This window comes from Prauserella shujinwangii, from assembly GCF_003001955.1.
Classification (GTDB): domain Bacteria; phylum Actinomycetota; class Actinomycetes; order Mycobacteriales; family Pseudonocardiaceae; genus Qaidamihabitans; species Qaidamihabitans shujinwangii.
Window position 1 is genome coordinate 356,849 of the sequence record NZ_PVNH01000003.1, and the last position, 21,460, is coordinate 378,308.

A 21,460-nucleotide genomic window follows, 5' to 3' on the forward strand; every position below is an offset into this window, starting at 1 on the left:
TGCAGGCACCGCTCGCCGCGACCCCGGGTTTGAAACGCGGGAATTGGCGAACACTGAGAGGGGAGCCGGCAGCAGCGGTGTGTCGCGCTGTGCCTACGCCGGCCAGGGAGTGAAGGACGAGGAAGATGCTGCTCGACGGCAAGGCAGTGGTGGTGACGGGGGCGGGCAGGGGGCTCGGCGAGGCGTTCGCCGTGCACGCGGCGCAGGCGGGCGCCGCCGTGGTCGTGAACGACGTGGAGGCGGATCTGGCGCAGCGCACGGCGGCCAACATCCGTGCGCACGGGGGGCGTGCGGTCGCGAGCGGGCACTCGGTGGCCGAACCGGAGCAGGCGCGGGCGATCGTCGACCTGTGTGTCGCCGAGTTCGGCTCGATCGACGGCCTGGTGAACAACGCGGGGGTCAACTACGAGGCGCTGCCGTGGCAGGACGATCCCGCGCAGGTCCGGGAGCTGATCGAGGTCAACGTCCTCGGCGTCATCTACACCGGGATGGCGGCCGCGGAGGCCATGGCGGACAGCGGGCGCGGCGGCTCGATCGTCAACGTGTCGTCGGGTGCCTCGCTGGGGCAGCGGAAGCTGGGCGCGTACGCCGCGAGCAAGGGTGCCGTCGCGTCGCTGACGTACTCGTGGGCGCTCGACATGGAGGACGTCGGCATCCGCGTCAACGCGGTGTGCCCGCTCGCGCACACCCGGATGGTGTGGAAGTCCGAGCGGTCGCTGCGCAACTGCCCGCCGGACCGCACGCCGTCACGGATCGCGCCGCTCGTGCTGTTCCTCCTCGGCGACGGTGCGCACGGCATCACCGGGCAGCTGATCCGGTGCAACGGGCCGCAGCTGCACATCGTCGGCCAGCCCTACCTCAAGGCGCCGATCCTGGAACGGCAGGTGTGGGACTCCGAGAGCGTGCAACGCGCGTTCGACGAGGTGTTCAGCGCCCACCTCGAGCCGTACGGGCTGGAGAAGCGGGTCCCGCCGCGCCTGCGCAAATGGACCGACGCCCCCTCCACCCCCCTGCGCAGCGCCTGACGCAGGTCAGCAGTGAATGGCACATTGCCCGCGTTGAACGCAGGCAATGTGCCATTCACTGCCCGTGGCAGAGCTCAGTCGGCGTAGAGGGACTTGATCTCGGGCTCGTACCGCTGCGCGATCACGCGCCGCTTGAGCTTGAGCGTCGGGGTGACCTCACCGCTCTCCGGTGTCCACGCCTTGGCCAGCAGCCGGTACTTCTTGACCTGCTCGACCCTGGCGAGCCGCTCGTTGGCCGCCGCCACGGCGCGGTCGATCTCGGCGCGCACCTCGGGATGGTCGACGAGCGTCGGCACGTCGGTGCCCTCGATGCCCCGCGCGGCCGCCCACGCGGGCGCGATCTCGTCGTCGAGGACGATCAGCGCCGTCACGTACGGCTTGTCGTCGCCGATCGCCACCGCCTGGCCGATGAGCGGGTGCTCCTTCAGCAGCCCCTCGATCCGCGTGGGCGCGATGTTCTTGCCGCCGGAGGTGATGATCAGCTCCTTCTTGCGGTCGGTGATCGTGACGAAGCCGTCCTCGTCGATCGTGCCGATGTCGCCGGTGGCGAACCAGCCGTCGGCGTCGGTGGCCTGCTCGACCGTCCCGTCCTCGCGCAGGTAGCCGAGGAAGACGACCGGGCCGCGGACGAACAGCTCGCCGTCCTCACCGGTGCGTACCTCGACGTCGGCGAGCGGCCTGCCGACCGTGCCCGCCTTGAAGGCGCTCGCGGTGTTCGACGTGACCGCTCCGGTCGTCTCCGAAAGGCCCCACACCTCCTGGATCTCGATGCCGAGCCCGGCGATGAAGTACAGCACCTCGACCGGCAACGCGGCCGCGCCACTGGCCGCGAGTTCCAGGTTGTCCAGGCCGAGCAGCTGGCGGACCGGCGCCAGGACGGTGCGGTCGGCCTCCTCGATCCGCGCCGCCAGGTCCCCGGGCACCTCCTTGCCCGCACTGCGCAGCTTGTAGCCCTCCTGCAGCAGCTCGTTGGCGCGCAACAGCGCGTCGCGGCGTTCCTCCGGCTGGCTCGCCAGCATGTTCTTCAGTCCCGCGACCATCTTCTCCCACACCCGAGGCACGCCGAAGAACGACTGTGGCCGGACCCGGCCCAGCGCGCTCACGACGGTGGTCGGGTCGGCGAGCGTGTGCACGTGCCCGGCGAACACGATCGGAAGGTAGATCGACAGCTCCCGCTCCGCGATGTGCGCCAGCGGCAGGTACGCGATGTTGGTGAGGTGCATGGGCACGCCGTGCAGGGAGTGCACGGCGACGGCCTCGTGGATGGCGTTGCGGTGCGAGAGCACGACGCCCTTCGGGTTCCCCGTCGTCCCGGACGTGTAGATCATCGACAGCGGGTCGTCGGGCTTGATCTCGTCCGCCGTCCGCTCGAACACCTCTGGCTCCTCGGCGTGCAGCGCCGCGCCCCGCTCCCGCAGCTGCGCGAGGCTGAGGAACCGCGCGTCGCCCTCGGGGACCGCGGCGGGGTCCAGCATGACGACGTGTTCGAGGTTGGGCAGGTCGTCGAGCACCGGCTGCCAGCGCCGGAGCTCCTCGGCTCCGGCGAGCACGGCGATCGGGGCCGCGCTGTGCGAGGCGACGAAGTGGATCTGCTCGCTGCTCAGCGTCGAGTACGTCGTGCACGGGATCGCGCCGAGGTGCGTCGCCGCCTGGTCCACGACGAGGTGTTCGGGCCTGCTGGGCGCCATGATCAGCATCCGCTGGCCTGATCGCAGACCGAGGTCGGCCAGCCCGCGGGAGACGGCGGCGACCTCGTCGCGCAGCTGCCCCCAGGTCAGCGTCGGCTGGTCGGGATCGTCCAGTGACGTGAGCGCGGGAAGATCGGTGAACTCGGTGGCGTTGCGGCGCAGGAGCTTCGGGATCGTCAGACCCTCGACTTCGGTGCGGATGGACTGCTGGGACAACACTGGCCTCCTCGGTTACCTGCCTGGCGCCAGCCTATGTGGCAGTCGTCACTGTCCGAAAGTGTCGGGCGGGTGTCGGGCACGGTGGTCGCGGGTACGCCACGGCGATGAGCAAGGACACCGACCGGGTGGCGCGGCTGCTCGACGTGGCCGGGCGCACGTACGCCGACGAGGCCGGGATCCGGCTGGAGGACAAGCCCGCGTCGCTGTACCGCCTGCTCGTGCTGGCGGTCGTGCTCTCCACTCGCATCAAGGCCGAGCTGGCCGTCTCGGCCGCCCGGGAGCTGGTCCGTTCCGGCTTCGGCACGCCGCGCCGGATGCTGGACGCGTCGTGGCAGGACCGCGTGGACGCGCTCGGCCGCGCGCACTACGTCCGCTACGACGAGAGCACCGCCACGGCGCTCGGGGAGGGCGCGCGGCTCCTGCTGGACAAGTACTCGGGCGATCTGCGCAAGCTCCGCGAGCGGGCCGGGGGCGATATCGGCGAACTGCGCACGATGTTGCGTGAGGTGCCCAGGCTCGGCCCGGTGGGCGTGGACATCTTCTTCCGCGAGGTGCAGCACGTGTGGCCGGAGCTGCGGCCGTTCGTCGATCGCAAGGCGCTCGACGGTGCCGCGCGCATCGGCCTGCCGAAGGATCCGAAGAAGCTGGCTGACCTGGTGAAAGGTGATGAGCTGGCCGCCTTCACGGCAGCCCTGGTGCGGGTGAGCCTGGACAAGAAGCTCGCCGGCCGCGTGGCCTCGTGAGTGCGTGACGTTGTTCTAACCACGTTTTGCACTCACGACCCGCTTGTTGCGCAGTTTACTCAACTTATCTCCTCCAACTGCTTGTTTTGAGCATCTTTGTGGCGCATGATGATCGCCACGCTCAATCGGCCGGAGGAGGATCGCCGTGGATCTCCAACTGTTGGCTGCGCTGGTGCTCGGTGTCGCCACGATCGTCGTGGTCGTGCTGCGCACCCGCCTCGACGCCTTCGTGGCACTGCTCGTCGCCGCCCTGCTGACCGGGCTCGTCGCGGGCTCACCCGTCACCGACGTACTCGAGTCGATCACCGACGGGTTCGGCAGCACGATGGGCGCGATCGGGATCGTGATCGGACTCGGGGTCGGTCTCGGCAAGATCCTCGAGGTGTCCGGCGCCGCCGACGCGCTGGCCCGCGCGTTCGTGCGGCTGCTCGGCCAGGGCAGGGAACCGTGGGCGATGGCCGGGACGGGCGGCCTGGTGTCCATCCCGGTGTTCTGCGACTCCGGCTACGTGATCATGAACCCGCTCGCCAGGTCGATCGCCCGCCGCAAGGGCACCGGGTACGTGACGCTCGCGCTGGCGCTCGGCTGCGGCATGACGCTCACCCACCACCTGGTACCGCCGACCCCAGGGCCCCTCGGGGTCGCCGGCATCCTCGGTGCCAACCTGGGTGGGCTGATCCTCGCCGGGCTCGCGTTCGCGGTGGTGCTGTTCCCCGTCGTCGTGCTCTACGCCCGCTGGATCGGGCCCCGCCTCGAGTCGCAGGTCCTGCCCGTCGTGCGCGCCGAGGTGTACGGCCCGGCCTCCGCCCAGAGCGCGGTGCCCGCCACGACCCACGCCGGTGGCACCGGGGGCACCGACGTGCCCGCGCGGGACGAGGGCACGGGGCCCACGTCCGAGCTCGGCCGCCCGCCCGAGGGCGCGAAGCCGCACCGGATGCCGGCGGGCCTGGCGATCCTGCCGCTGCTCGTGCCGTTGCTGCTCATCGTCGCCAACACCGTGGCGACCGCGGTCGACCGCAGCGCCCAGGGCGTGCTCAGCGGCGACGACTACGACCCGTCACCGGTCCCCGCCGTGCTGGCGTTCGTCGGCGACCCCGTGGTGGCGCTGCTGATCGGTCTCGTCCTCGCCGTGTACGTCCTGGTGCCGCGGTGGGTCACCCGGGGCCAGGTGAGCGGCTGGCTGGCCCAGGCGGCGGCGTCGGCCGGGATGATCATCCTGATCACCGGCGCGGGTGGCGCGTTCGGCAAGGTCCTGCGCGACACCGGCGTCGGCGACGCGCTCGGTGCGGCCATCGCGTCGTGGAGCGTGCCCGGCGTGCTGGTGCCGTTCCTGATCGCCACCCTGGTGCGCCTCGCGCAGGGCTCGGGGACGGTCGCGATGATCACCGCGGCCTCGGTGACCGTGCCCCTGGTGGGCGGGCTCGGGATCTCGCCGCTCGCCGCCGCGCTGGCTTGCTGTGCGGGCTCGATGGTGTTCAGCTACTTCAACGACTCGTACTTCTGGGTGGTCACCCGGTTCACGGGTCTGGACGGAGTCGCCGCGCTGCGCGGCTGGTCCGGCATCACGACCGCCGTGTGGCTGGGCTCGCTGCCGCTGGTCCTGCTCGCCGGTGCGGTGCTGTGAGCACACGGATCGCGGGGGAGGCGGTGGCGCCGAAGGTACTCGTCGTCGGCGACGACCTGACCGGCAGCAACGCGACCGGGGCCCGGTTCGCGCGGGTCGGCCTGCGCACGATCGCGGTCAACGGGCTCGACCGGGTGTCGTGCGCGCTGGACGCCGACGTCGTCGTGCTCAACGTGAGCACCCGGCACCGCCCTCCGGCCGAGGCCAGGGCGATCGTGGCCGACGCGGTCAAGGCCGTGCCGGGTCCGGCGCTGCTGGCCAAGCGGGTGGACACCACGCTGCGGGGCAACGTGGGCGCCGAGGTGGACGCCGTGCTGGAGCTGGTGGCCCCGGGCACGCGGGCGCTGGTGGTGCCCGCGTTCCCCGACGCGGGGCGCACGACGGTCGGCGGACTGCACCTCGTCGACGGCGTCCCCCTCGCGGAGACGTCCGCCGCCCGTGACCCGCTCACCCCGGTCGAGAGCTCGCGCGTCGCCACCGTCCTGCGCCGTGGCACGCCGCGCTCGATCACCGAGATCCCGCTGGACGTGATCGAGTCCGGCGTCGCCGCGGTCGCCACCCGGCTCGCGGACAGCCCCGCCGAGCTGGTGATCTGCGACGCCACCACCAACCGGCACCTCGGCATCGTGGCCGACGCCGCCGCCAGGGTCACGGCCGGGCACGGCACGCGCTGGATCTCCGTCGACAGCGGGCCGTTCGCGGTGCGGCTGGCCACGGCTCTCGGCCTCGGTGCGGGGGAGCGGCCCGATCCGCCGGTGCTGGCCGTGGTCGGCAGCATCACCGAGACCACACGGGATCAGGTGGTGGAGTCCGAGCAGGTGCTCGGCGCCCGGTTCGTGGAGGTCGCCCTCGACGGGCTGGACCCGAGGGCGATCGCCGACCGGGTCGCCGGGACGCTGGGCGATTCGGTCGCGGTGGTGGGCATCCGGACCAGCCCGCCCGACCCGGGACAACGGGTCGACGCGACGCTGGCGGCCCGCATCCCCGGCGTGCTGGCCGAGGCGGCGGCGCTGCTGCTCGCCGAGCACCGGTTCGGCGGGCTCTACGCCACCGGCGGAGACATCGCCGAGGCCGTCACCGCCGCACTGGCCAGCGACGGGTTCGCGATCGACACCGAGGTCCTGCCGCTGGCCGTGGCGGGCAGGCTGGTCGGCGGGCCGCACGACGGGTTGCCGTTCGCCACCAAGGGCGGGCTGATCGGCGACCGGACCGCGGCCGTCGCCTGCCTGGAGCACCTGACCGGCGTCATCGCACGACGAGAGAGAGGAATGCCGCAGTGACCACCGAGCTCCCGATCCTGGCCGTCACCCTCGGCGACCCCGTGGGGATCGGCCCGGAGATCACCGCCCGCACGCTCGCCGACCCGGCGGCCACCGAGGGAGCCCGTCCGCTGGCGGTGGGCGACGCCGCCGTGCTGCGGCGGGCGATCGACGTCTGTGGTCTCGACGTCGGCGTGCACCCCGTGGGCGCCGTCTCCGAGGCCCGGTTCGCCCCGGGCACCATCGACGTGCTCGACCTCGGCGTCGCGCCCGCCGACCTGCCGTGGGGCGTGGTCGACGGCGTCGCGGGCGCCTCCGCCGTCGCGGCGATCGAGGCGGCCACCAAGGCGGCCCTCGCCAGGGAGGTCGACGCGGTCGTCACCTCGCCGATCAACAAGGAGGCGATCTGGGCCGCGGGGTCCGAGCACCTCGGCCACACCGAGATGCTCGGCGAGCTCACCGGGTCCACGCGGTTCAACACCATGTTCTGGGTGCGCGGCCTGAAGATCTTCTTCGCCACCCGGCACCTCTCGTTGCGCGAGGCACTGGACCGGATCACCAAGCCGAACATCGAGCACGCCATCCGCGAGGCGTACACGGCGCTGGAGGTGTTCGGCACGCGGGAGCCGCGGCTGGCGGTCGCCGCGCTGAACCCGCACGGTGGCGAGAACGGTAAGTTCGGGAACGAGGAGATCGTGGCGATCGCTCCCGCGGTGGACGCCGCGCGGGCCGATGGTCTCGCCGTGACCGGCCCCGTGCCCGCCGACTCCGTGTTCCACCAGGGGCTCGAGGGCCGGTACGACGGTGTGCTGTCGCTGTACCACGACCAGGGCCACATCGCGTCCAAGACCGTCGACTTCCACGGCACCGTGTCCGTGACGGTGGGGCTGCCGATCCTGCGGACCTCGGTGGATCACGGGACGGCCTTCGACATCGCGGGCACGGGCACCGCCGACGCGGGCACGATGCGCGCCGCGTTCCGGGCGGCGGTCGAGCTGGCGCCGTTCGCGGGGCGGCTCCGCGAGGTGTACCCGCCCGCGACGTAGGGTTTCGCCGTGACGGTTCCCCGGCAGACGACGCAGCAGCGACGGTCGCAGCTGCTCGCCGCCGTGCGCGGCGGCGACCGCAGCATCCCGCAGCTCGCCGAGCAGTTCGGGGTCTCGTCGTCCACGATCCGGCGCGACCTCGCCGAGCTGGCGCGCGAAGGGCACGTGGTGCGGACCTACGGCGGTGCGCTCGACACCGGTCCGGGGGTCGAGCGCACGCTGCGGGAGAAGGACGCCAGCCACGCCGAGGAGAAGGAGGCCGTCGCCCGCGCGGCGGCCGAGCTGGTGCGCGACGGCGAGGTGCTGCTGCTGGACGCGGGCACCACCACCGGCAGGCTCGCGCGGCGGCTCGCGGGGCGGTCCGGCCTCACCGTGGTCACCAACGGCCTCACCGTGTTGCTCGCGCTCGCCGACAGTCCCGAGATCGAGGTCGTGGTGCTGGGCGGCAGGCTGCGGTATCCGAACGAGGCCATCCTCGGCGGTACGGTCGAGCAGCAGCTCCGGCACATCCGGCCCGACCGGGTGTTCCTCGGAGCGGACGGCATCACAGCCGATCGCGGGTTGTGCTGCCCCACGCTGGAACAGGCCAGGCTCAAGCACAGCATGTTGCACGCGGGTACACGGTCCTACGTGCTGATCGACCATTCCAAAGTGGATAGCGCGCCGTTCGCGTACTGGGCGCCGCTGGACCGCGAGCACACCGTGCTCGTCGACGGGGGCGGTGACCCGGCCGCCCTCGAGTCCTTCGGGGACTCCGTCGTGGTGGTGTAGCCGAGCCGCTCCCGGGCCGCATCGAAGCCGATCGCGAGCCGTCACCGTTCGGTTTCCTCGCGTATGCGAACCGGGAAGCCGCTGCGCGAAAGGAACTCTGATGTCCTATGTCCACAAAGGATTGTCGGGGTGGTGACCTTCCGTAGCGTTGGCTCCACCCGTGTGAGTGGTGAACCTGACTCGCTACATCGCTAGTGTCGGTGGTGATCACTTCGACTGGGGGAGAGTTCATGACGGAGACGTTGGTTCCCGGTGTCGCCGAACAGGGTTTGCTGCGCCGGGCTGAGGAGTTCGCCGCTCAGGTGGCGCGCTACCAAGCGCTGCTGTTGGAGACGCTGGCGGAGTATCGCCGGTTGCGGGGCCGGGCGCGGGATGTGCCGCAGGAGGTGGCGCTGGTGCTGGCGGTGACCGAGCGGGCCGCCGCCCGGCAGCTCGATCTCGCTGACGCGCTGGTGACCCGCCTGCCGCGGACGTTGGCGGCGTTGCGACGTGGGGAGATTGACGCGGACAAGGCGTCGAAGGTGCACGAGCCCACCGCGTGCCTGACCGACGAGCAGGCCCGTGAGGTGGATGCCCGGATGGCTGCCAGGCTGGTGGGCAAGAACCCGCCGAACCTGCGTGCCGCCGTGCAGCGGCAGGTGCACCGGGTCGATCCCGAGGGTGCTGCGGTGCGGGCCCGGCGTCGGCGGGCTGAGCGGCGGGTGGAGCTGGTGCACGGTGAGGACGGGATGGCGACCCTGGTGGCGGATCTGCCGGTGGAGGTGGCCAGCAGCATCTACGCCCGCCTCGACCGCGCCGCGCGGAAACTCCGCGTCGGTGGGGAGGTGCGCACGCTGGATCAGCTGCGGGCCGACGTGCTGGCCGACACCCTGCTCAGCGGCACCGGGTTGCCCGCGGGCCCGAAAGCCGACATCCATATCTATGTCGACCTGGCCACGCTGGCGGGGCTCAATACGGAGCCTGCGGAGGTGGCCGGGCACGGCCCGATCCCGGCGTGGTTGGCCCGCCAGTTGGCGCACGAGCCGGGGAGTACGTGGCGGCGGATCATCACCGACCCCGCCACCGGCGCGCCCGTCGACGCCGGACGCCAACGCTACCGCCCACCGGCCGTCACCGACGACTTCGTGCGCGTACGCGACCGCGAATGCCGCCACCCCGGCTGCCGCCGCCCGGCGCAGTTCGGCGACCTCGACCACGCCCACCCCCGTGCACAACGCGGCACCACCAATGCCACCAACCTGGTCGGCTACTGCCGCCGCCACCACCGCACCAAACACACCCCCACCTGGCACCACTGGTTGTGCCCCGAGACCGGGCGGCTCACCGTCACGACCCCGGCCGGAGCGGTGTTCACCAGCGACCCGGAACCCCTCCACGAACCCCGTACCTGAACCCCGGATCCCCTCGGCGTCGAGCGTGACCCGATCCGGAGCCGCCCGAGCGCGGCATTCGCGTGCCTGAGTGCGGCGGTCGCGTGCTTGGGTGGGGCGTTCGCGTGCCTGAGTGCGGCGGTCGCGTGCTTGGGTGGGGCGTTCGCGTGCCTGAGTGCGGCGGTCGCCTGCTTGGGTGGGGCGTTCGCGTGCCTGAGTGCGGCGGTCGCGTGCTTGGGTGGGGCGTTCGCGTGCCTGAGTGCGGCGGTCGCCTGCTTGGGTGGGGCGTTCGCGTGCCTGAGTGCGGCAGTCGCGTGCTTGAGCGCGGCGTTCGCGTGTCCGAGTGGGGCGTTCGCGTGCTTGAGCGGGGCAGTCACGTGCCCGAGTGGGGCGTTCGCGTGCCTGAGCAGGGCAGTCACGTGTTCGAGTGGGGCGTTCTCGTGCCCGAGTGCGGCGGTCGCCCGTCCTACGCGGCATTCATGCACCCGAACGTGACATGCGCACCGTACGGAAGACTCACCGTGCCGCCCGGCGTTCGTGCGCCATGGAGCGGCACTCTCGCGCCGCCCCGGCCACCACCGGCCGCCGAGACCCGCACGCACGCACCGCGCGCCGCGGACCGGCGCTTGCCGGTGCGGAACCCGCCCCGCCCAGTGCGGCTTCCACCTGCACGAACGCGTCACTCGCGGCCCCGGCTCACCGCTCCCAGCGCTGCCCCCCACCCGCCGGAGACAGGGGAGCCTGCCGATATGGCCCGTGCGACGTCGGTGAGGACGAGGCCCCCCGGGCGCGCCGGTGATCCGTGCGGCTGATCGGTACGCACGCACAGTCCACTCCCGGAGCCCTGCTCCCGGTTCTATCCGGGCGTTCCGTCGCGCTTCTTTCGCTCGGCAAGCTGTTGTCGTTGCCATTCGTCCACTCCGGGCAGCCAATCCGTGCCGAACGTGGCCGACGGGCCGATGCGCGGATCCTCGGTTGCGTGGCCGTCACGTAAGGCGTGCACGTACGCGCGATCCAGCGCGATCCGTGCGCGTATCTGATCGGCTCCGCCGACGGATCCGTGACCAGGGATGAGGACGTCGACGTCGTCCGCCACGCCTTCGAGCAGCCGCAGTCCGGCGAGATAGTCCCCGAGCGGATCCGGAGCGTCCAGGTCGGGGAACGGAACGAGAATGTCCGAAAGCATGTCGCCTGCGACCAGAACGCGGCGCTCCTCGATCAGCAGGGCAGCATGGCCCTCGGCATGCGCCGGATGTTCGAGGATCCGGACCTTCGGGCCGTCCCAAGGAATCCGCGTGGTTTCGGCAGGCAGGCCGGTGATGAGGCCGAACAAATCCAGGGGTGTCTCCTCGGCGATCTCCGGCGGTAGTCCCTCGGCGACACGGGCCTTCCAGTCCGCGTTCGACCGCAGATCGCGCATCGAGGCCGCGCAGCGGGCCGTACCGTAACGGGGCGCTGCGCCGAGTCCGGCGTGCCAGAGCACGTGATCCCAGTCAGGATGCGTCGAGAAGCCCGCCACAACGGGCAGGCCCAGTTCCCGGAGATCGCTTGCGAGACAGGCCATCTCGGAGCCCGTTATTCCTGGGTCGACGACCAGCATGCCGGCTCGGCCTTGTACGACAACCGTGTTGTTCCGGAGTAACTCGCTCTGATGGATCAGCACCCCGTCCGCGACCTGCGTCAGCATGGGGCTCCTCCCGCTGGTGGTTTGTCCTTGCTTGTCGGGAACGCCGCACCTTCGCGCGGGCCTGGGCGGCTGAACGCGCCACTCGCCTGCCCGAAACGCGGCTCACGCGTGGCGGCCGACCGGGCACGGGCGGTGTGTTCGAGGATCGCGGGGATGACGACGCTCCACAGCGGGCGGGGTGGCAGCTCGTGTCCTGCCCGTTCCAGCGGCACGAGGCGGGCACCGGGGATCGCGTCCGCGAGCGCCTCGGCATGGCCGAACGGGAACAACGGGTCCTCGGTGCCGTGCAGGACGAGCGTCGGCGCCGCGATGTCCGGTAGCGAGACCGGCGTCGTGGGACCGTCGGCGAGCAGCCAGTGATTGGTCATGCTCGCCGCGATATCGGTCGTGCGGTCGAACACCCGACCGGCGAGGTCCCGCATCCCTTCCTCGTCGAACGGGTGCGACCCGGCGAACGGGCGCTCGCCCTCCGCGATGTACTCGGTCACCGCCGCCCGGTCGGACCAGTCCGGCTCGGGTGCGGGCTCGTCGAACACCCGCCGGATCCGGTCCGCCGCCCGCGGCAGCTCGCGGTCCACCGGGCCCGCCGGGCTCGTGGACAGCAACGTGAGCGTGGCGACCCGATCCGGGTGCTCGGTGGCCAGATGTTGCGCGAGCCCTCCGCCCGCCGACATGCCCACGACATGGGCGCTCGCCAGCCCGAGCGCGTCGAGCAGCCCGGCGGCGTCGGCCACCAGGTCCGCGCCGGTGTAGTCGGGCGCTCCGGGCTCGCTGCTGACCGACCTGCCCGTGTCCCGCAGGTCGTACCGGACGACGAAGCGCGAGCCCGCAGCCAGCGTCAGGCAGAACTCGTCCGCCCACCAGTCCATCGAGCAGGCCGCCCCCGCGATGAGCAGGACGGCCGGGTCGCCCGGCCGGCCGAACGTCTCCACACACAGCTGGACGCCGTTCGCCGCCAGCAGTCGTTCCCCACCGCGCTGCACCCGCATCGACGACACCTGCTCCCGTGGCCCAGTTCCACTCGCTCCACCAGGGCAGACCGGAGACCGGCGGGAAACTCACCGGCCTTGCGAAAGAAAGTTCCGCGGGCGGCGATGACTCCGGCCCACCGGAGACAGTCCTACCCGCGAAGACCGACGTGACGACCATGACCTGACGAAAGGACCACCGGCCATGACCAGCATCCACACTCTCTCCCTGCCCGGCGCTCACCTGCGGTACGAGGTCCGCGGCTCGGGCCCGCTGCTGCTCGCCATGGGCTCGCCGATGTCGGCGGCACCGTTCGCGGCCATGGCGGACGCCCTCGCGAGCGACTACACCGTCGTCACCCACGACCCGCGCGGCATCGCGGGCAGCACCCTCGACGACAGCGAGCAGGACTCCACACCCGGGCTGCGCGCCGACGACGTCGCGGCGCTCCTCGACGCTCTCGGCGCCGACACCGCCGACGTCCTCGGCAGCAGCGGCGGCGCCGTGACGTGCCTCGCGCTCGCCGAACGCCATCCCGGCCGGGTGCGGACGCTCGTCGCGCACGAGCCGCCACTGCTGGAGCTGCTGCCCGACGCCGCCGAGCAGCGGGCCGCGACCGACGACATCATCGACACCTTCCATCGGGAGGGCGTCGGCGCGGCGTGGGCGAAGTTCATGCGCAACGCCGGGTTCGACCTCGACGCCGCGGACGCCCCGGCGGGTCCGGAGGAGCCTTCGGAACAGGACCTCGCCGACAGCGCCCGGTTCTTCGCCCACGAGCTCCGGGGCACCACCCGTTACGTGCCCGACCCCGCCGCCGTGACCGCGGGCGCCGAGCGTGTGGTCGTGGGCATCGGCGCCGACTCCGGCGACCTGATCACCCACCGCACGTCGCACGCGCTGGCGGCGCTGCTCGGCACCGATCCCGTGACGTTCCCCGGTGACCACGGGGGCTTCCTGGAGCGGCCGAAGGAGTTCGCGGACGCAATGCGGGAGGTGCTCACCGGCAGGCCGTGACGGCGTCCCTCCGCTGGAAGGCGGCCCTGGGCAACCGGTAGGCGAGGTCGCAGGCGGTCTCGATCGCCTCGTCCTCGCCCAACCGGTGCTCGGTCACCAGCCGCGCGAGGTACCCCGCGTCGATCCGCCGCGCGAGGTCGTGCCGTGCGGGGATCGACGGGAACGCCCGCGTGTCGTCCACGAAGCCGGACGTGTTGTAGAACCCCGCGGTCTCGGTGGCCAGCTCCCGGAACCGGCGCATCCCGTCCGGACTGTCGAGAAACCACCACGGCGCCCCCAGCAGCACGGACGGGTAGCCGCCGGCCAGCGGCGCGAGCTCCCTGCTGTACGTCGTCTCGTCGGTGGTGTAGAGCACGAGCCGGAAGTTCGGGTGATGCCCGTACTCCCGCAGCAGCGGGCGCAGACCCCGGGTGAACTCGGTGCCGACCGGGATGTCGAGTCCCCGGTCCGAACCGAACGCCTCGTGGGTGGGCTCGTGGTGGTCCCGCAGCACCCCGGGGTGCAGCTGCATCACCAGGCCGTCGTCGCACGACATCCCGGCCATGACGAACAGCATGTGCCCGGCGAAAGCCGCCGCGTCGTCGGCGGTGGCATCGCCGTCGCGGGCGCGGGCGTAGATGGCCGCCGCGGCGGAGTCGTCGAGCGGTGTGGTGTCGGTGCCGAGGTGACCGTGGTCCGTGGCCAGCGCACCGGCCTCGGCGAAGGCGGCCCTGCGCCTGCGCAGCGCGGCGAGGAACCCGTCGTAGGTCGATGTGTCCACATCGGTCAGCGCGGCGAGCTCCTCCACCTGCTTGCGCCAGCCGTCGTGACCGATGTGCACGACCGAATCCGGCCGGAACGTGGGGATCACGCGGTCGCCGAGACCGTCCTCGCGCAGCCGGGCATGGTGTGCCAGGTCGGACGTCGCCGAGTCCGTCGTGGAGATGAGTTCGATGCCGAACCGGTCCAGCAGCGCCCTGGGCCGGAACTCGGGAGCCGCGAGCGCGGCCATGAGCTCGTCGTAGATCAGGTCCGCGGTCTCCGGGCCGGGTTGAACGGTGATCCCGAAGACCTCCGCGAGCTCGTGCTCCAGCCAGTACCGCGACGGGGTGCCGCGAAATAGGTGCCAGTGCTCGCAGAACCGCCGCCAGATCCGCCGGGGGTCCGTTTCGGACGGACGGCCGTCCCGTCGCGGCACGCCCAGCTCCTCCAGCGGAACACCCTGCGACATCAGCATCCGCGTCACGTAGTGGTCGGGGACCACCAGTAGCCGCGCGGGGTCGGGAAACGGGGCGTCGTCGGCGAGCACCTGCGCCTCCACATGGCCGTGCATGCACACCAGCGGCAGTGCCCGGGTCCGCTCGTAGATCCTTCTGGCGACCGACCTGGTGCCGGGGTCGGCGGGCAGCGCCCGGTCCGGGTGCGGGGCGAGCGGTATGGCCATCATCGGCGCTGGTGTCCTTCGCGGTCGCATGACGAGGTGATGAAAAGGATTGCATGAGGTCAGTCAGCGAATCAAGACGCACCGTTGACAAAGCCATGAAAACGGTTGCATGCTGCTGCCCAGCACGTGCAGAGGAGCACGTCCTCGACGGAAGCGGGACACCGACATGGCCGTGACGATCCGCGACGTGGCGAAGGCCGCGGGAGTGTCGACATCCACCGTGTCCCGGGCACTGTCCGGGTCCGAGCTGGTCGAGCCGCGCACGCGCGAAGCCGTGCTGCGCACGGCCGAGCAGCTGGGCTACCTGCCCAACCGGGCAGCCCGCGGCCTGATCACCGGCCGTACCGGAAACCTCGGGCTGATCGTGCCCGACCTCGCGAACCCGTTCTTCCCCGATGTCGTCAAGGGCATCCAGGCCAGGGCGCGCGAGGCCGACTACTCCGTCTTCCTCGCCGACACCGACGAGGACCCCTCCGCCGAACTCGGTCTCGTGCGTGCGCTCGCCAAGCAGGTCGACGGCATCATCCTGTGCTCACCGCGGATGAACGCCGAGGACCTGCGCACGGCGTCGGCCGCCGCCCCACTCGTCGCGGTCAACCGCCGGGGCTCCCACGTCCCCGCGGTGACCATCGACAACGCGGGCGGCATGCGGCAGGCCGTCGCGCACCTCGCGGCCCTCGGGCACCACCGTGTCGGTTACGTCGCCGGCCCCCGGAGCAGCTGGTCCAACCGGGAGCGGGTGCGCGCCATCCGGGCCGCCGCGGAGACCGAGCGGGTGGAGCTCGTCGAGGTCGGCAACGCGCCACCGCAGTTCGAGGGTGGCGTGGCCGTGGCGGACCTGGTCGTCGCGGCCGAGGTCACGGCGGTCATCGCCTACAACGACGTGGTCGCGCTCGGCCTGCTGACCAGGCTCGCCGCGCGCGGGATCGAGGTGCCACGCGACCTCAGCGTCGTGGGCATCGACGACATCGCGATGTCCGGGATGTTCAGCCCGGCACTGACCACCGTGTCCATCCCCAAGGCGCAGTCCGGACGTGCCGCCGTGGAGTTGCTCCTGCAGGTGCTGGACAACCCCGGCGGCCGCAACCCGTCCCGGCGGGAGATCCCCACCCAGCTGCTGGTCCGGGACACCACCGCCATCGCCAGCACCCGCCGGTAGGCCCGGCCGCCCACGCCGGACCCACCGGTGCGCCGCCGATCGACGACCGCTCGGCGGGAGAGAAGGGATTCGATCGATGCGAAAGACCCGACACCGCGTGGCCCTGCTCGCCGGAGCGCTCGCCGCGACACTCGTCGCCGCCTGCGGCGCACCCGACACCGGAAGCTCCGGGGACACCAGCGGCCCGGTCCCCGAGAAGCCGGAGAGCCCGGTGACGCTGAACATCCTCGACGTCGCCGGCAACCTCCAGCTCACCCAGGGCATGATCGACGAGTTCGTGGAACAGCACCCGGACGTCATCTCCAGGGTGACCTACAGCAAGGCGCCCGCCCCCTCGCTCATCGGAAAGATCAAGTCCCAGCAGGGCGCGGGCCGGGTCGACATCGGACTGGTCCTCACCGGGGTCGACGGCCTCGCGGCAGGCGTCGACCAGGGTCTGTGGGAGCAGCTGCTGCCGAGGTTCTCCGACCGGCTGCCGGGCATGGACGACTACCTCGACGGCGCGGCCGACATGCAGAAGCTCGCCGACGGCCACGGCGTCACGGTCACCTACTACCCCTCCGGCCCGCTCATCGAGTATCTGCCCTCGCGCGTGCCGAACCCGCCGCGCACCGCGCAGGAGCTGCTCGACTACGCCAAGGCGAACCCGGGCAAGGTGGCCTACGCGCGGCCGTCCAACTCCGGCCCCGGCCGGACGTTCCTCATGGGGCTGCCGTACATCCTCGGCGACTCCGACCCCAAGGACCCGGAGAACGGCTGGGACAAGACGTGGGAGTACCTGGCGGAGCTGAACTCCTACATCGACACGTACCCGTCGGGCACCACGCAGACCATGAAGGACCTCGCCAACGGCACGGTCGACATCGTCGCCACCACCACCGGCTGGGACATCAACCCGCGCGTGCTGGGCACCGTGCCGAAGGAGGCCGAGATCGGCACGCTGGAGGGCTTCCACTGGGTCACCGACGCGCACTACGCCGTGATCCCGAAGGGCGCCACCGCCGACCAGCAGGCGGCCGCGCTGCAGCTGATCCAGTTCATGCTCACCAAGGAGCAGCAGGCCAAGGCCTACGACCAGGGCTACTTCTACCCGGGTCCCGCGGTGCGTGGCGTCGAGCTGTCCATGGCCCCGCAGGAGAGCCAGCAGGCCATCCGCGAGTACGGCAGGCCCGAGTACGACCGGCTGATCGCCGAGCACCCCACGGAGACCCCGCTCGACGCCAAGTCGCTCGTGGCGGCGTTCGAGCGCTGGGACCGGGAGATCGGCGGAGCGAAGGTGGAGAAATGACGGAACGGCACGGACGCCGCGAGTTCGGCACGCTCCGGCTGGCCGGGGTCGGCCGCCGGTTCGGCAGGCACGACGCCCTCGCCGATCTCGACCTGGAGATCCACCGCGGCGAGTTCATCGCGCTGCTCGGCCCGTCGGGCTGCGGCAAGTCGACCGCGCTGAACTGCCTGGCCGGACTGCTGCCGCTCACCTCGGGGTCGATCCGGCTGGACGACGAGCGGATCGACGTGCTGCCACCGGAACGGCGCGGCTTCGGCATGGTGTTCCAGAACTACGCGCTGTTCCCGCACATGTCGGTGCGCCGCAATATCGCTTTCGGACTCCGTATGCGGCGAATGAGCAAAGCGGAGGTGCGCCGCCGTACGGAGGAGGCCATCCGGCTGGTGCGGCTGGAGGAGCACGCGGACAAGCTGCCCGGGCAGCTCTCCGGCGGGCAGCAGCAACGGGTCGCCATCGCCAGGGCCGTGGTGCTGGAACCCTCGCTCGTGCTGATGGACGAACCATTGTCCAATCTGGATGCCAAGCTGCGGCTGGAGATGCGGACCGAGATCCGCCGCCTGCACCAGACCCTGGGCCTCACCACCGTGTACGTGACGCACGACCAGGAGGAGGCGCTCTCGCTGGCCGACCGGCTGGTCGTGCTGCGGGACGGCCGCGTGCAGCAGGTCGGCACGCCCGAGGACCTGCACACGCGGCCGGCCAACTGGCACGTCGCCGACTTCATGGGCTACCGCAACCTGCTGCGCCTCACCGCGGGCGAGCGCACCGGGGGCGCGATCCGCGTCGAGGGGCGGGGCCTGCGCCTCGAGGCCACCCCGGTCGGCGACATCCGGTCCGGCCAGCCGGTCGTCGCCGGGGTCCGGCCCGAGGACCTGGTGATCACCGATTCCGCGGACCCTGGCGGCAACGTCGTCCGCGCCACCGTGGACGTCGTGGAGTACCAGGGCCGCGAGCACGCCGTCGAGGCGTGGACCGACGACGGGGTCCGGCTGCACATCCGCAGCGGCCGCAGGCCCGCGTCCGGCGACGAGGTGACGTTGCGGGTCGACCGGGCCCGGCTGCTGGCGTTCCCGGACGACCTCGGCTCCGGCCCGGCACCCGCCGAGCCGGAGCCTCCCGAGGGCGCGCGGCAGGTGGCCGTCGCGGGACGGGGGCTGTCGGCATGACCACGGTGTCCCCGCCCGCCCCCACCGGGACGGGCAGCCCGCCCGGCCCGGACCCGGGGCTGCGGCACCGGCTGGCCGAACGCGGCATCGACCGGCAGCTGCTGCTGCTGGTCCCCGCGATCGTGTTCATCGTCGGGCTGTTCGTCTACCCGTTCCTCTACGGGCTCGGCCTGTCGTTCCAGCCCAGGGAAGGCGGCGGCCCGTTCGCCGACTACGAGCGCTTCTTCACCGACCCGTACCAGCGGGACACGATCTGGAAGACGCTGGTGCTCGCCGTGCCCGCCGCGCTGCTGAACGTCCTCGCCTCCGTGCCGATCGCCTACCGGATGCGGGGGCGCTTCCGCGGCAAGCGGCTGCTGACGATCCTGCTGGTCGTCCCGATCACGCTCGGCACGGTGCTCACCGCGGAGGGCCTGCTGAACTACCTCGGACCCGCAGGCTGGTTCAACCGGCTGCTGCAGTCGGCCGGGCTGGTCGACGAGCCGATCCAGCTCATCGGCAACTACTGGGGCGTGTTCTTCTCGCTGGTGATCACCGGCTTCCCGTTCGCGTTCCTGCTGATCCTGTCGTACCTGTCCGGTATCGACCCCTCGCTGGAGCGGGCGGCCGCGACACTCGGCGCCCGCTGGTGGGACCGCTTCCGGCACATCACGCTTCCGCTGCTGGCGCCGGGCCTGGCCACCACGTTCTGCCTGACGTTCGTGCTGGCGTTCAGCGTGTTCCCCTCGGCGATCCTCGTCGGGAACCCGGCGGGGGAGACGCGCGTGATCTCGATCGCCGCGTACCAGGCGGCGTACGAGCAGTACGACTACCCGTTCGCCTCGACCATCGCGATGATCATGGCCGCCGTCGAGCTCGCCGTCATCGCGCTCGTGCTGCTGTGGCGATCACGCCTGTACAAGGGCTCGACGGGAGGTAAGGGATGACCACGTTCGGCCTCGCCCGCTCCGGCCCGCCGCGCCGCCGGATCGTCGGCACGCCCGCGGCCTGGCTCGTCTGGGGCGCGGTGATCTTCTTCCTGCTCAACGTGCTCGGCGTGGTCGGGTCGGTGGTGGTGAACTCGTTCGGCACGCACTGGTTCGGCGGGTGGCTGCCGGACGGGGTCACGGGCCGGTGGTACGCGGAGGCCTGGCAGGACTTCGGCCTGCTCGAACTGATCATCGTCACGGTCGAGGTGTGCGCCGCGGTGGTGGCGCTGTCGCTGGTGATCGGCGTGCCCGCGGCGTACGTGCTCGCGCGGCGCGATTTTCCCGGCAAGAAGCTCGTCTACCTGGCGTTCCTGCTGCCGATCCTGATGCCGCCCATCACCTACGGTATTCCACTCGCGACAGTGCTGTACAAGTTCGGGTTCGCGGGCAATCTCTCCGGGGTCATCCTCGCCAACCTGGTGCCCGCCGTGCCGTTCGTCATCCTCACCATGACGCCGTTCATCGAGCAGATCGACCCCGCGATCGAACGGGCCGCCCGGATGTGCGGCGCCGGGCTGCGCGAGGTGTTCCTGCGCATCCTCACGCCGCTGCTGATCCCGGGCATCCTCGCCGCGGGCATCCTGGTGCTGGTGCGCACCGTCGGCATGTTCGAGCTGACGTTCCTCACCGCGGGCCCGGACTCGCAGACCCTCATCGTCGCCCTGTTCTACTCGATGTCGGCGGCGGGGATCCGCGCGCAGCAGTCGGTGGACGCGATGGCGGTGATCTACACCGGAATGATGCTGGTGCTGCTCGTCATCGCGCTCCGGTTCGTCAACCCCACCCAGCTCGTGGCGAGGGTGAAGGAGGAGCCGGAATGAGGATCGCCGACGCGAGGGTCATCGTCACCTGCCCCGGCCGCAACTTCGTCACGCTCAAGCTCGTCACCGACGACGGGGTGACCGGGGTCGGCGACGCCACCCTCAACGGGCGGGAGCTGGCCGTCGCCGCCTACCTGCGGGACCACGTGGTCCCGGTGCTGCTCGGCCGCGAGGCACACCGCATCGAGGACACGTGGCAGTACCTGTTCCAGGGCGCGTACTGGCGGCGCGGGCCGGTGACCATGACCGCGATCGCCGCCGTCGACACCGCGCTGTGGGACATCAAGGGCAAGGTCGCGGGGCTGCCCGTGTACCAGCTGCTCGGCGGGCGCAGCCGCGAGGGCGTCACCGTGTACGGGCACGCCAACGGGGAGACCGTCGACGACGTGCTGGCCGAGGTCGGCCGGTTCACCGAGCTCGGCTACCGCGCGGTGCGGCTGCAGTGCGGGGTTCCCGGGCTGTCGTCGACCTACGGGGTCAGCGGGGACAGGATGTTCTACGAACCCGCCGACGCCGCCGTCCCCACGGAGAACCAGTGGTCCACGGCCGCCTACCTGGACTTCGTGCCGACGCTGTTCCGGCGGGCCAGGGAGGAGTTCGGGCCGGGGCTGGCGCTGCTGCACGACGTGCACCACCGGCTCACCCCGATCGAGGCGGCGCGGCTGGGCAGGGCGCTGGAACCCCACGGGCTGTTCTGGCTCGAGGACCCGGTGCCCGCCGACCTGCAGGAGGGCTTCCGGCTGATCCGGGGGCACACCACCACGCCGATCGCGGTCGGCGAGGTCATCAACACCATCTGGGACTGCGCGGGGCTCATCCGCGAGCAGCTGATCGATTTCATCCGGTGCTCGGTCGTCCACGCCGGCGGCATCACGCACCTGAGGCGGATCTTCGATCTCGCGGCACTGCACCACGTCCGCAGCGGTTCGCACGGCGCGACCGACCTCTCCCCGGTGTGCCTGGCCGCGGCCCTGCACCTGGACATCAGCATCCCGAACTTCGGGCTGCAGGAGTACATGCGGCACACCGCCGAGACCGACGCGGTGTTCCCGCACGGTTACCACTTCGCCGACGGCTACCTGCATCCGGGCGAGGAGCCGGGACTCGGTGTGGACATCGACGAGGACGCCGCCGCCCGCCACCCGTACCGCCCCGCCTCGCTCCCGGTGAACCGGCTGGCCGACGGCACGATGCACCCCTGGTGAGCACGGGGAAGG

The 21,460-nt window shown here is 71.6% G+C and carries 18 protein-coding genes; 14 read left to right on the forward strand and 4 right to left on the reverse strand.

Features of this window, described 5'->3' with window-relative positions; translation table 11 throughout:
- Positions 1–125 precede the first annotated feature (125 nt).
- Positions 126–1,025 (forward strand): SDR family NAD(P)-dependent oxidoreductase, encoded by a 900-nt coding sequence (locus tag B0I33_RS08410; RefSeq protein WP_106177991.1) that lies wholly within the window; start codon positions 126–128, stop codon positions 1,023–1,025.
- 74 nt (positions 1,026–1,099) lie between these two features.
- On the opposite strand, the gene B0I33_RS08415 is transcribed toward B0I33_RS08410, so the two are convergent.
- On the reverse strand, positions 1,100–2,932 hold the full coding sequence (locus tag B0I33_RS08415; protein WP_106177992.1) for an AMP-dependent synthetase/ligase: 1,833 nt from the start codon (positions 2,930–2,932) through the stop codon (positions 1,100–1,102).
- A 104-nt stretch (positions 2,933–3,036) separates the two neighbouring features.
- On the opposite strand from B0I33_RS08415, the gene B0I33_RS08420 reads away from it, so the two are divergent.
- The 6 genes from B0I33_RS08420 to B0I33_RS08445 all read left to right on the forward strand — a co-directional run bounded on the left by B0I33_RS08420 (position 3,037) and on the right by B0I33_RS08445 (position 9,766).
- Positions 3,037–3,675 (forward strand): endonuclease, encoded by a 639-nt coding sequence (locus tag B0I33_RS08420; RefSeq protein WP_106177993.1) that lies wholly within the window; start codon positions 3,037–3,039, stop codon positions 3,673–3,675.
- A 145-nt stretch (positions 3,676–3,820) separates the two neighbouring features.
- A complete protein-coding gene (locus B0I33_RS08425; protein WP_181193221.1) occupies positions 3,821–5,299 on the forward strand; it encodes a GntP family permease in 1,479 nt (492 codons plus the stop codon).
- Positions 5,296–6,579, forward strand: coding sequence for a four-carbon acid sugar kinase family protein (locus B0I33_RS08430; RefSeq protein ID WP_245900502.1), 1,284 nt, complete (start codon positions 5,296–5,298; stop codon positions 6,577–6,579). The genes B0I33_RS08425 and B0I33_RS08430 overlap by 4 nt, the downstream gene beginning before the upstream one ends.
- Entirely contained in the window at positions 6,576–7,604 is a 1,029-nt protein-coding gene (gene pdxA, locus B0I33_RS08435; protein WP_106177994.1) for a 4-hydroxythreonine-4-phosphate dehydrogenase PdxA, read from the forward strand. The genes B0I33_RS08430 and pdxA overlap by 4 nt, the downstream gene beginning before the upstream one ends.
- 9 nt (positions 7,605–7,613) lie before the next feature.
- Positions 7,614–8,375 carry a DeoR/GlpR family DNA-binding transcription regulator gene (locus tag B0I33_RS08440; protein WP_106177995.1) on the forward strand — a complete coding sequence of 254 codons (762 nt, stop codon included), beginning with the start codon at positions 7,614–7,616 and terminating at the stop codon, positions 8,373–8,375.
- Positions 8,376–8,605: 230 nt separating this feature from the next.
- Positions 8,606–9,766: an HNH endonuclease signature motif containing protein gene (locus B0I33_RS08445; RefSeq protein WP_106177996.1), complete on the forward strand. Its 1,161-nt coding sequence runs from the start codon at positions 8,606–8,608 to the stop codon at positions 9,764–9,766.
- An 835-nt stretch (positions 9,767–10,601) separates the two neighbouring features.
- Here B0I33_RS08445 and B0I33_RS08450 read toward each other — a convergent pair.
- Positions 10,602–11,432, reverse strand: a complete 831-nt coding sequence (locus B0I33_RS08450; RefSeq protein ID WP_106177997.1) for an MBL fold metallo-hydrolase — start codon at positions 11,430–11,432, stop codon at positions 10,602–10,604.
- Positions 11,426–12,421 carry an alpha/beta fold hydrolase gene (locus B0I33_RS08455; RefSeq protein ID WP_106177998.1) on the reverse strand — a complete coding sequence of 332 codons (996 nt, stop codon included), beginning with the start codon at positions 12,419–12,421 and terminating at the stop codon, positions 11,426–11,428. The genes B0I33_RS08450 and B0I33_RS08455 overlap by 7 nt, the downstream gene beginning before the upstream one ends.
- Positions 12,422–12,605: 184 nt before the next feature.
- On the opposite strand from B0I33_RS08455, the gene B0I33_RS08460 reads away from it, so the two are divergent.
- Entirely contained in the window at positions 12,606–13,418 is an 813-nt protein-coding gene (locus B0I33_RS08460; protein WP_106177999.1) for an alpha/beta fold hydrolase, read from the forward strand.
- Here the strand turns inward: B0I33_RS08460 and uxaC are convergent.
- Positions 13,402–14,841: a glucuronate isomerase gene (gene uxaC / locus B0I33_RS08465; protein ID WP_106178267.1), complete on the reverse strand. Its 1,440-nt coding sequence runs from the start codon at positions 14,839–14,841 to the stop codon at positions 13,402–13,404. The genes B0I33_RS08460 and uxaC overlap by 17 nt on opposite strands.
- A gap of 166 nt (positions 14,842–15,007) precedes the next feature.
- On the opposite strand from uxaC, the gene B0I33_RS08470 reads away from it, so the two are divergent.
- The 6 genes from B0I33_RS08470 to manD all read left to right on the forward strand — a co-directional run bounded on the left by B0I33_RS08470 (position 15,008) and on the right by manD (position 21,448).
- Entirely contained in the window at positions 15,008–16,000 is a 993-nt protein-coding gene (locus tag B0I33_RS08470; protein WP_106178000.1) for a LacI family DNA-binding transcriptional regulator, read from the forward strand.
- A 76-nt stretch (positions 16,001–16,076) separates the two neighbouring features.
- Positions 16,077–17,288 (forward strand): ABC transporter substrate-binding protein, encoded by a 1,212-nt coding sequence (locus tag B0I33_RS08475; RefSeq protein ID WP_106178001.1) that lies wholly within the window; start codon positions 16,077–16,079, stop codon positions 17,286–17,288.
- Entirely contained in the window at positions 17,285–18,454 is a 1,170-nt protein-coding gene (locus tag B0I33_RS08480) for an ABC transporter ATP-binding protein (protein WP_106178002.1), read from the forward strand. The genes B0I33_RS08475 and B0I33_RS08480 overlap by 4 nt, the downstream gene beginning before the upstream one ends.
- Positions 18,451–19,380 carry an ABC transporter permease gene (locus B0I33_RS08485; RefSeq protein ID WP_106178003.1) on the forward strand — a complete coding sequence of 310 codons (930 nt, stop codon included), beginning with the start codon at positions 18,451–18,453 and terminating at the stop codon, positions 19,378–19,380. The genes B0I33_RS08480 and B0I33_RS08485 overlap by 4 nt, the downstream gene beginning before the upstream one ends.
- Complete coding sequence (locus B0I33_RS08490; protein WP_106178004.1) at positions 19,377–20,243, forward strand: ABC transporter permease; 867 nt, start codon at positions 19,377–19,379, stop codon at positions 20,241–20,243. The genes B0I33_RS08485 and B0I33_RS08490 overlap by 4 nt, the downstream gene beginning before the upstream one ends.
- Positions 20,240–21,448 (forward strand): D-mannonate dehydratase ManD, encoded by a 1,209-nt coding sequence (gene manD, locus B0I33_RS08495; RefSeq protein ID WP_106178005.1) that lies wholly within the window; start codon positions 20,240–20,242, stop codon positions 21,446–21,448. The genes B0I33_RS08490 and manD overlap by 4 nt, the downstream gene beginning before the upstream one ends.
- Positions 21,449–21,460 lie beyond the last annotated feature (12 nt).

Bases quoted from the DNA above. Each gene is read 5' to 3' on its own strand.
- B0I33_RS08445 (WP_106177996.1), top strand. From the start codon at position 8,606: ATGACGGAGACGTTGGTTCCCGGTGTCGCCGAACAGGGTTTGCTGCGC.
- B0I33_RS08480 (WP_106178002.1), top strand. From the start codon at position 17,285: ATGACGGAACGGCACGGACGCCGCGAGTTCGGCACGCTCCGGCTGGCC.
- manD (WP_106178005.1), top strand. From the start codon at position 20,240: ATGAGGATCGCCGACGCGAGGGTCATCGTCACCTGCCCCGGCCGCAAC.
- uxaC (WP_106178267.1), bottom strand. From the start codon at position 14,841: ATGGCCATACCGCTCGCCCCGCACCCGGACCGGGCGCTGCCCGCCGAC.
- B0I33_RS08470 (WP_106178000.1), top strand. From the start codon at position 15,008: ATGGCCGTGACGATCCGCGACGTGGCGAAGGCCGCGGGAGTGTCGACA.
- B0I33_RS08450 (WP_106177997.1), bottom strand. From the start codon at position 11,432: ATGCTGACGCAGGTCGCGGACGGGGTGCTGATCCATCAGAGCGAGTTA.
- B0I33_RS08455 (WP_106177998.1), bottom strand. From the start codon at position 12,421: ATGCGGGTGCAGCGCGGTGGGGAACGACTGCTGGCGGCGAACGGCGTC.
- B0I33_RS08490 (WP_106178004.1), top strand. From the start codon at position 19,377: ATGACCACGTTCGGCCTCGCCCGCTCCGGCCCGCCGCGCCGCCGGATC.
- B0I33_RS08485 (WP_106178003.1), top strand. From the start codon at position 18,451: ATGACCACGGTGTCCCCGCCCGCCCCCACCGGGACGGGCAGCCCGCCC.
- B0I33_RS08460 (WP_106177999.1), top strand. From the start codon at position 12,606: ATGACCAGCATCCACACTCTCTCCCTGCCCGGCGCTCACCTGCGGTAC.
- B0I33_RS08420 (WP_106177993.1), top strand. From the start codon at position 3,037: ATGAGCAAGGACACCGACCGGGTGGCGCGGCTGCTCGACGTGGCCGGG.
- B0I33_RS08410 (WP_106177991.1), top strand. From the start codon at position 126: ATGCTGCTCGACGGCAAGGCAGTGGTGGTGACGGGGGCGGGCAGGGGG.
- B0I33_RS08475 (WP_106178001.1), top strand. From the start codon at position 16,077: ATGCGAAAGACCCGACACCGCGTGGCCCTGCTCGCCGGAGCGCTCGCC.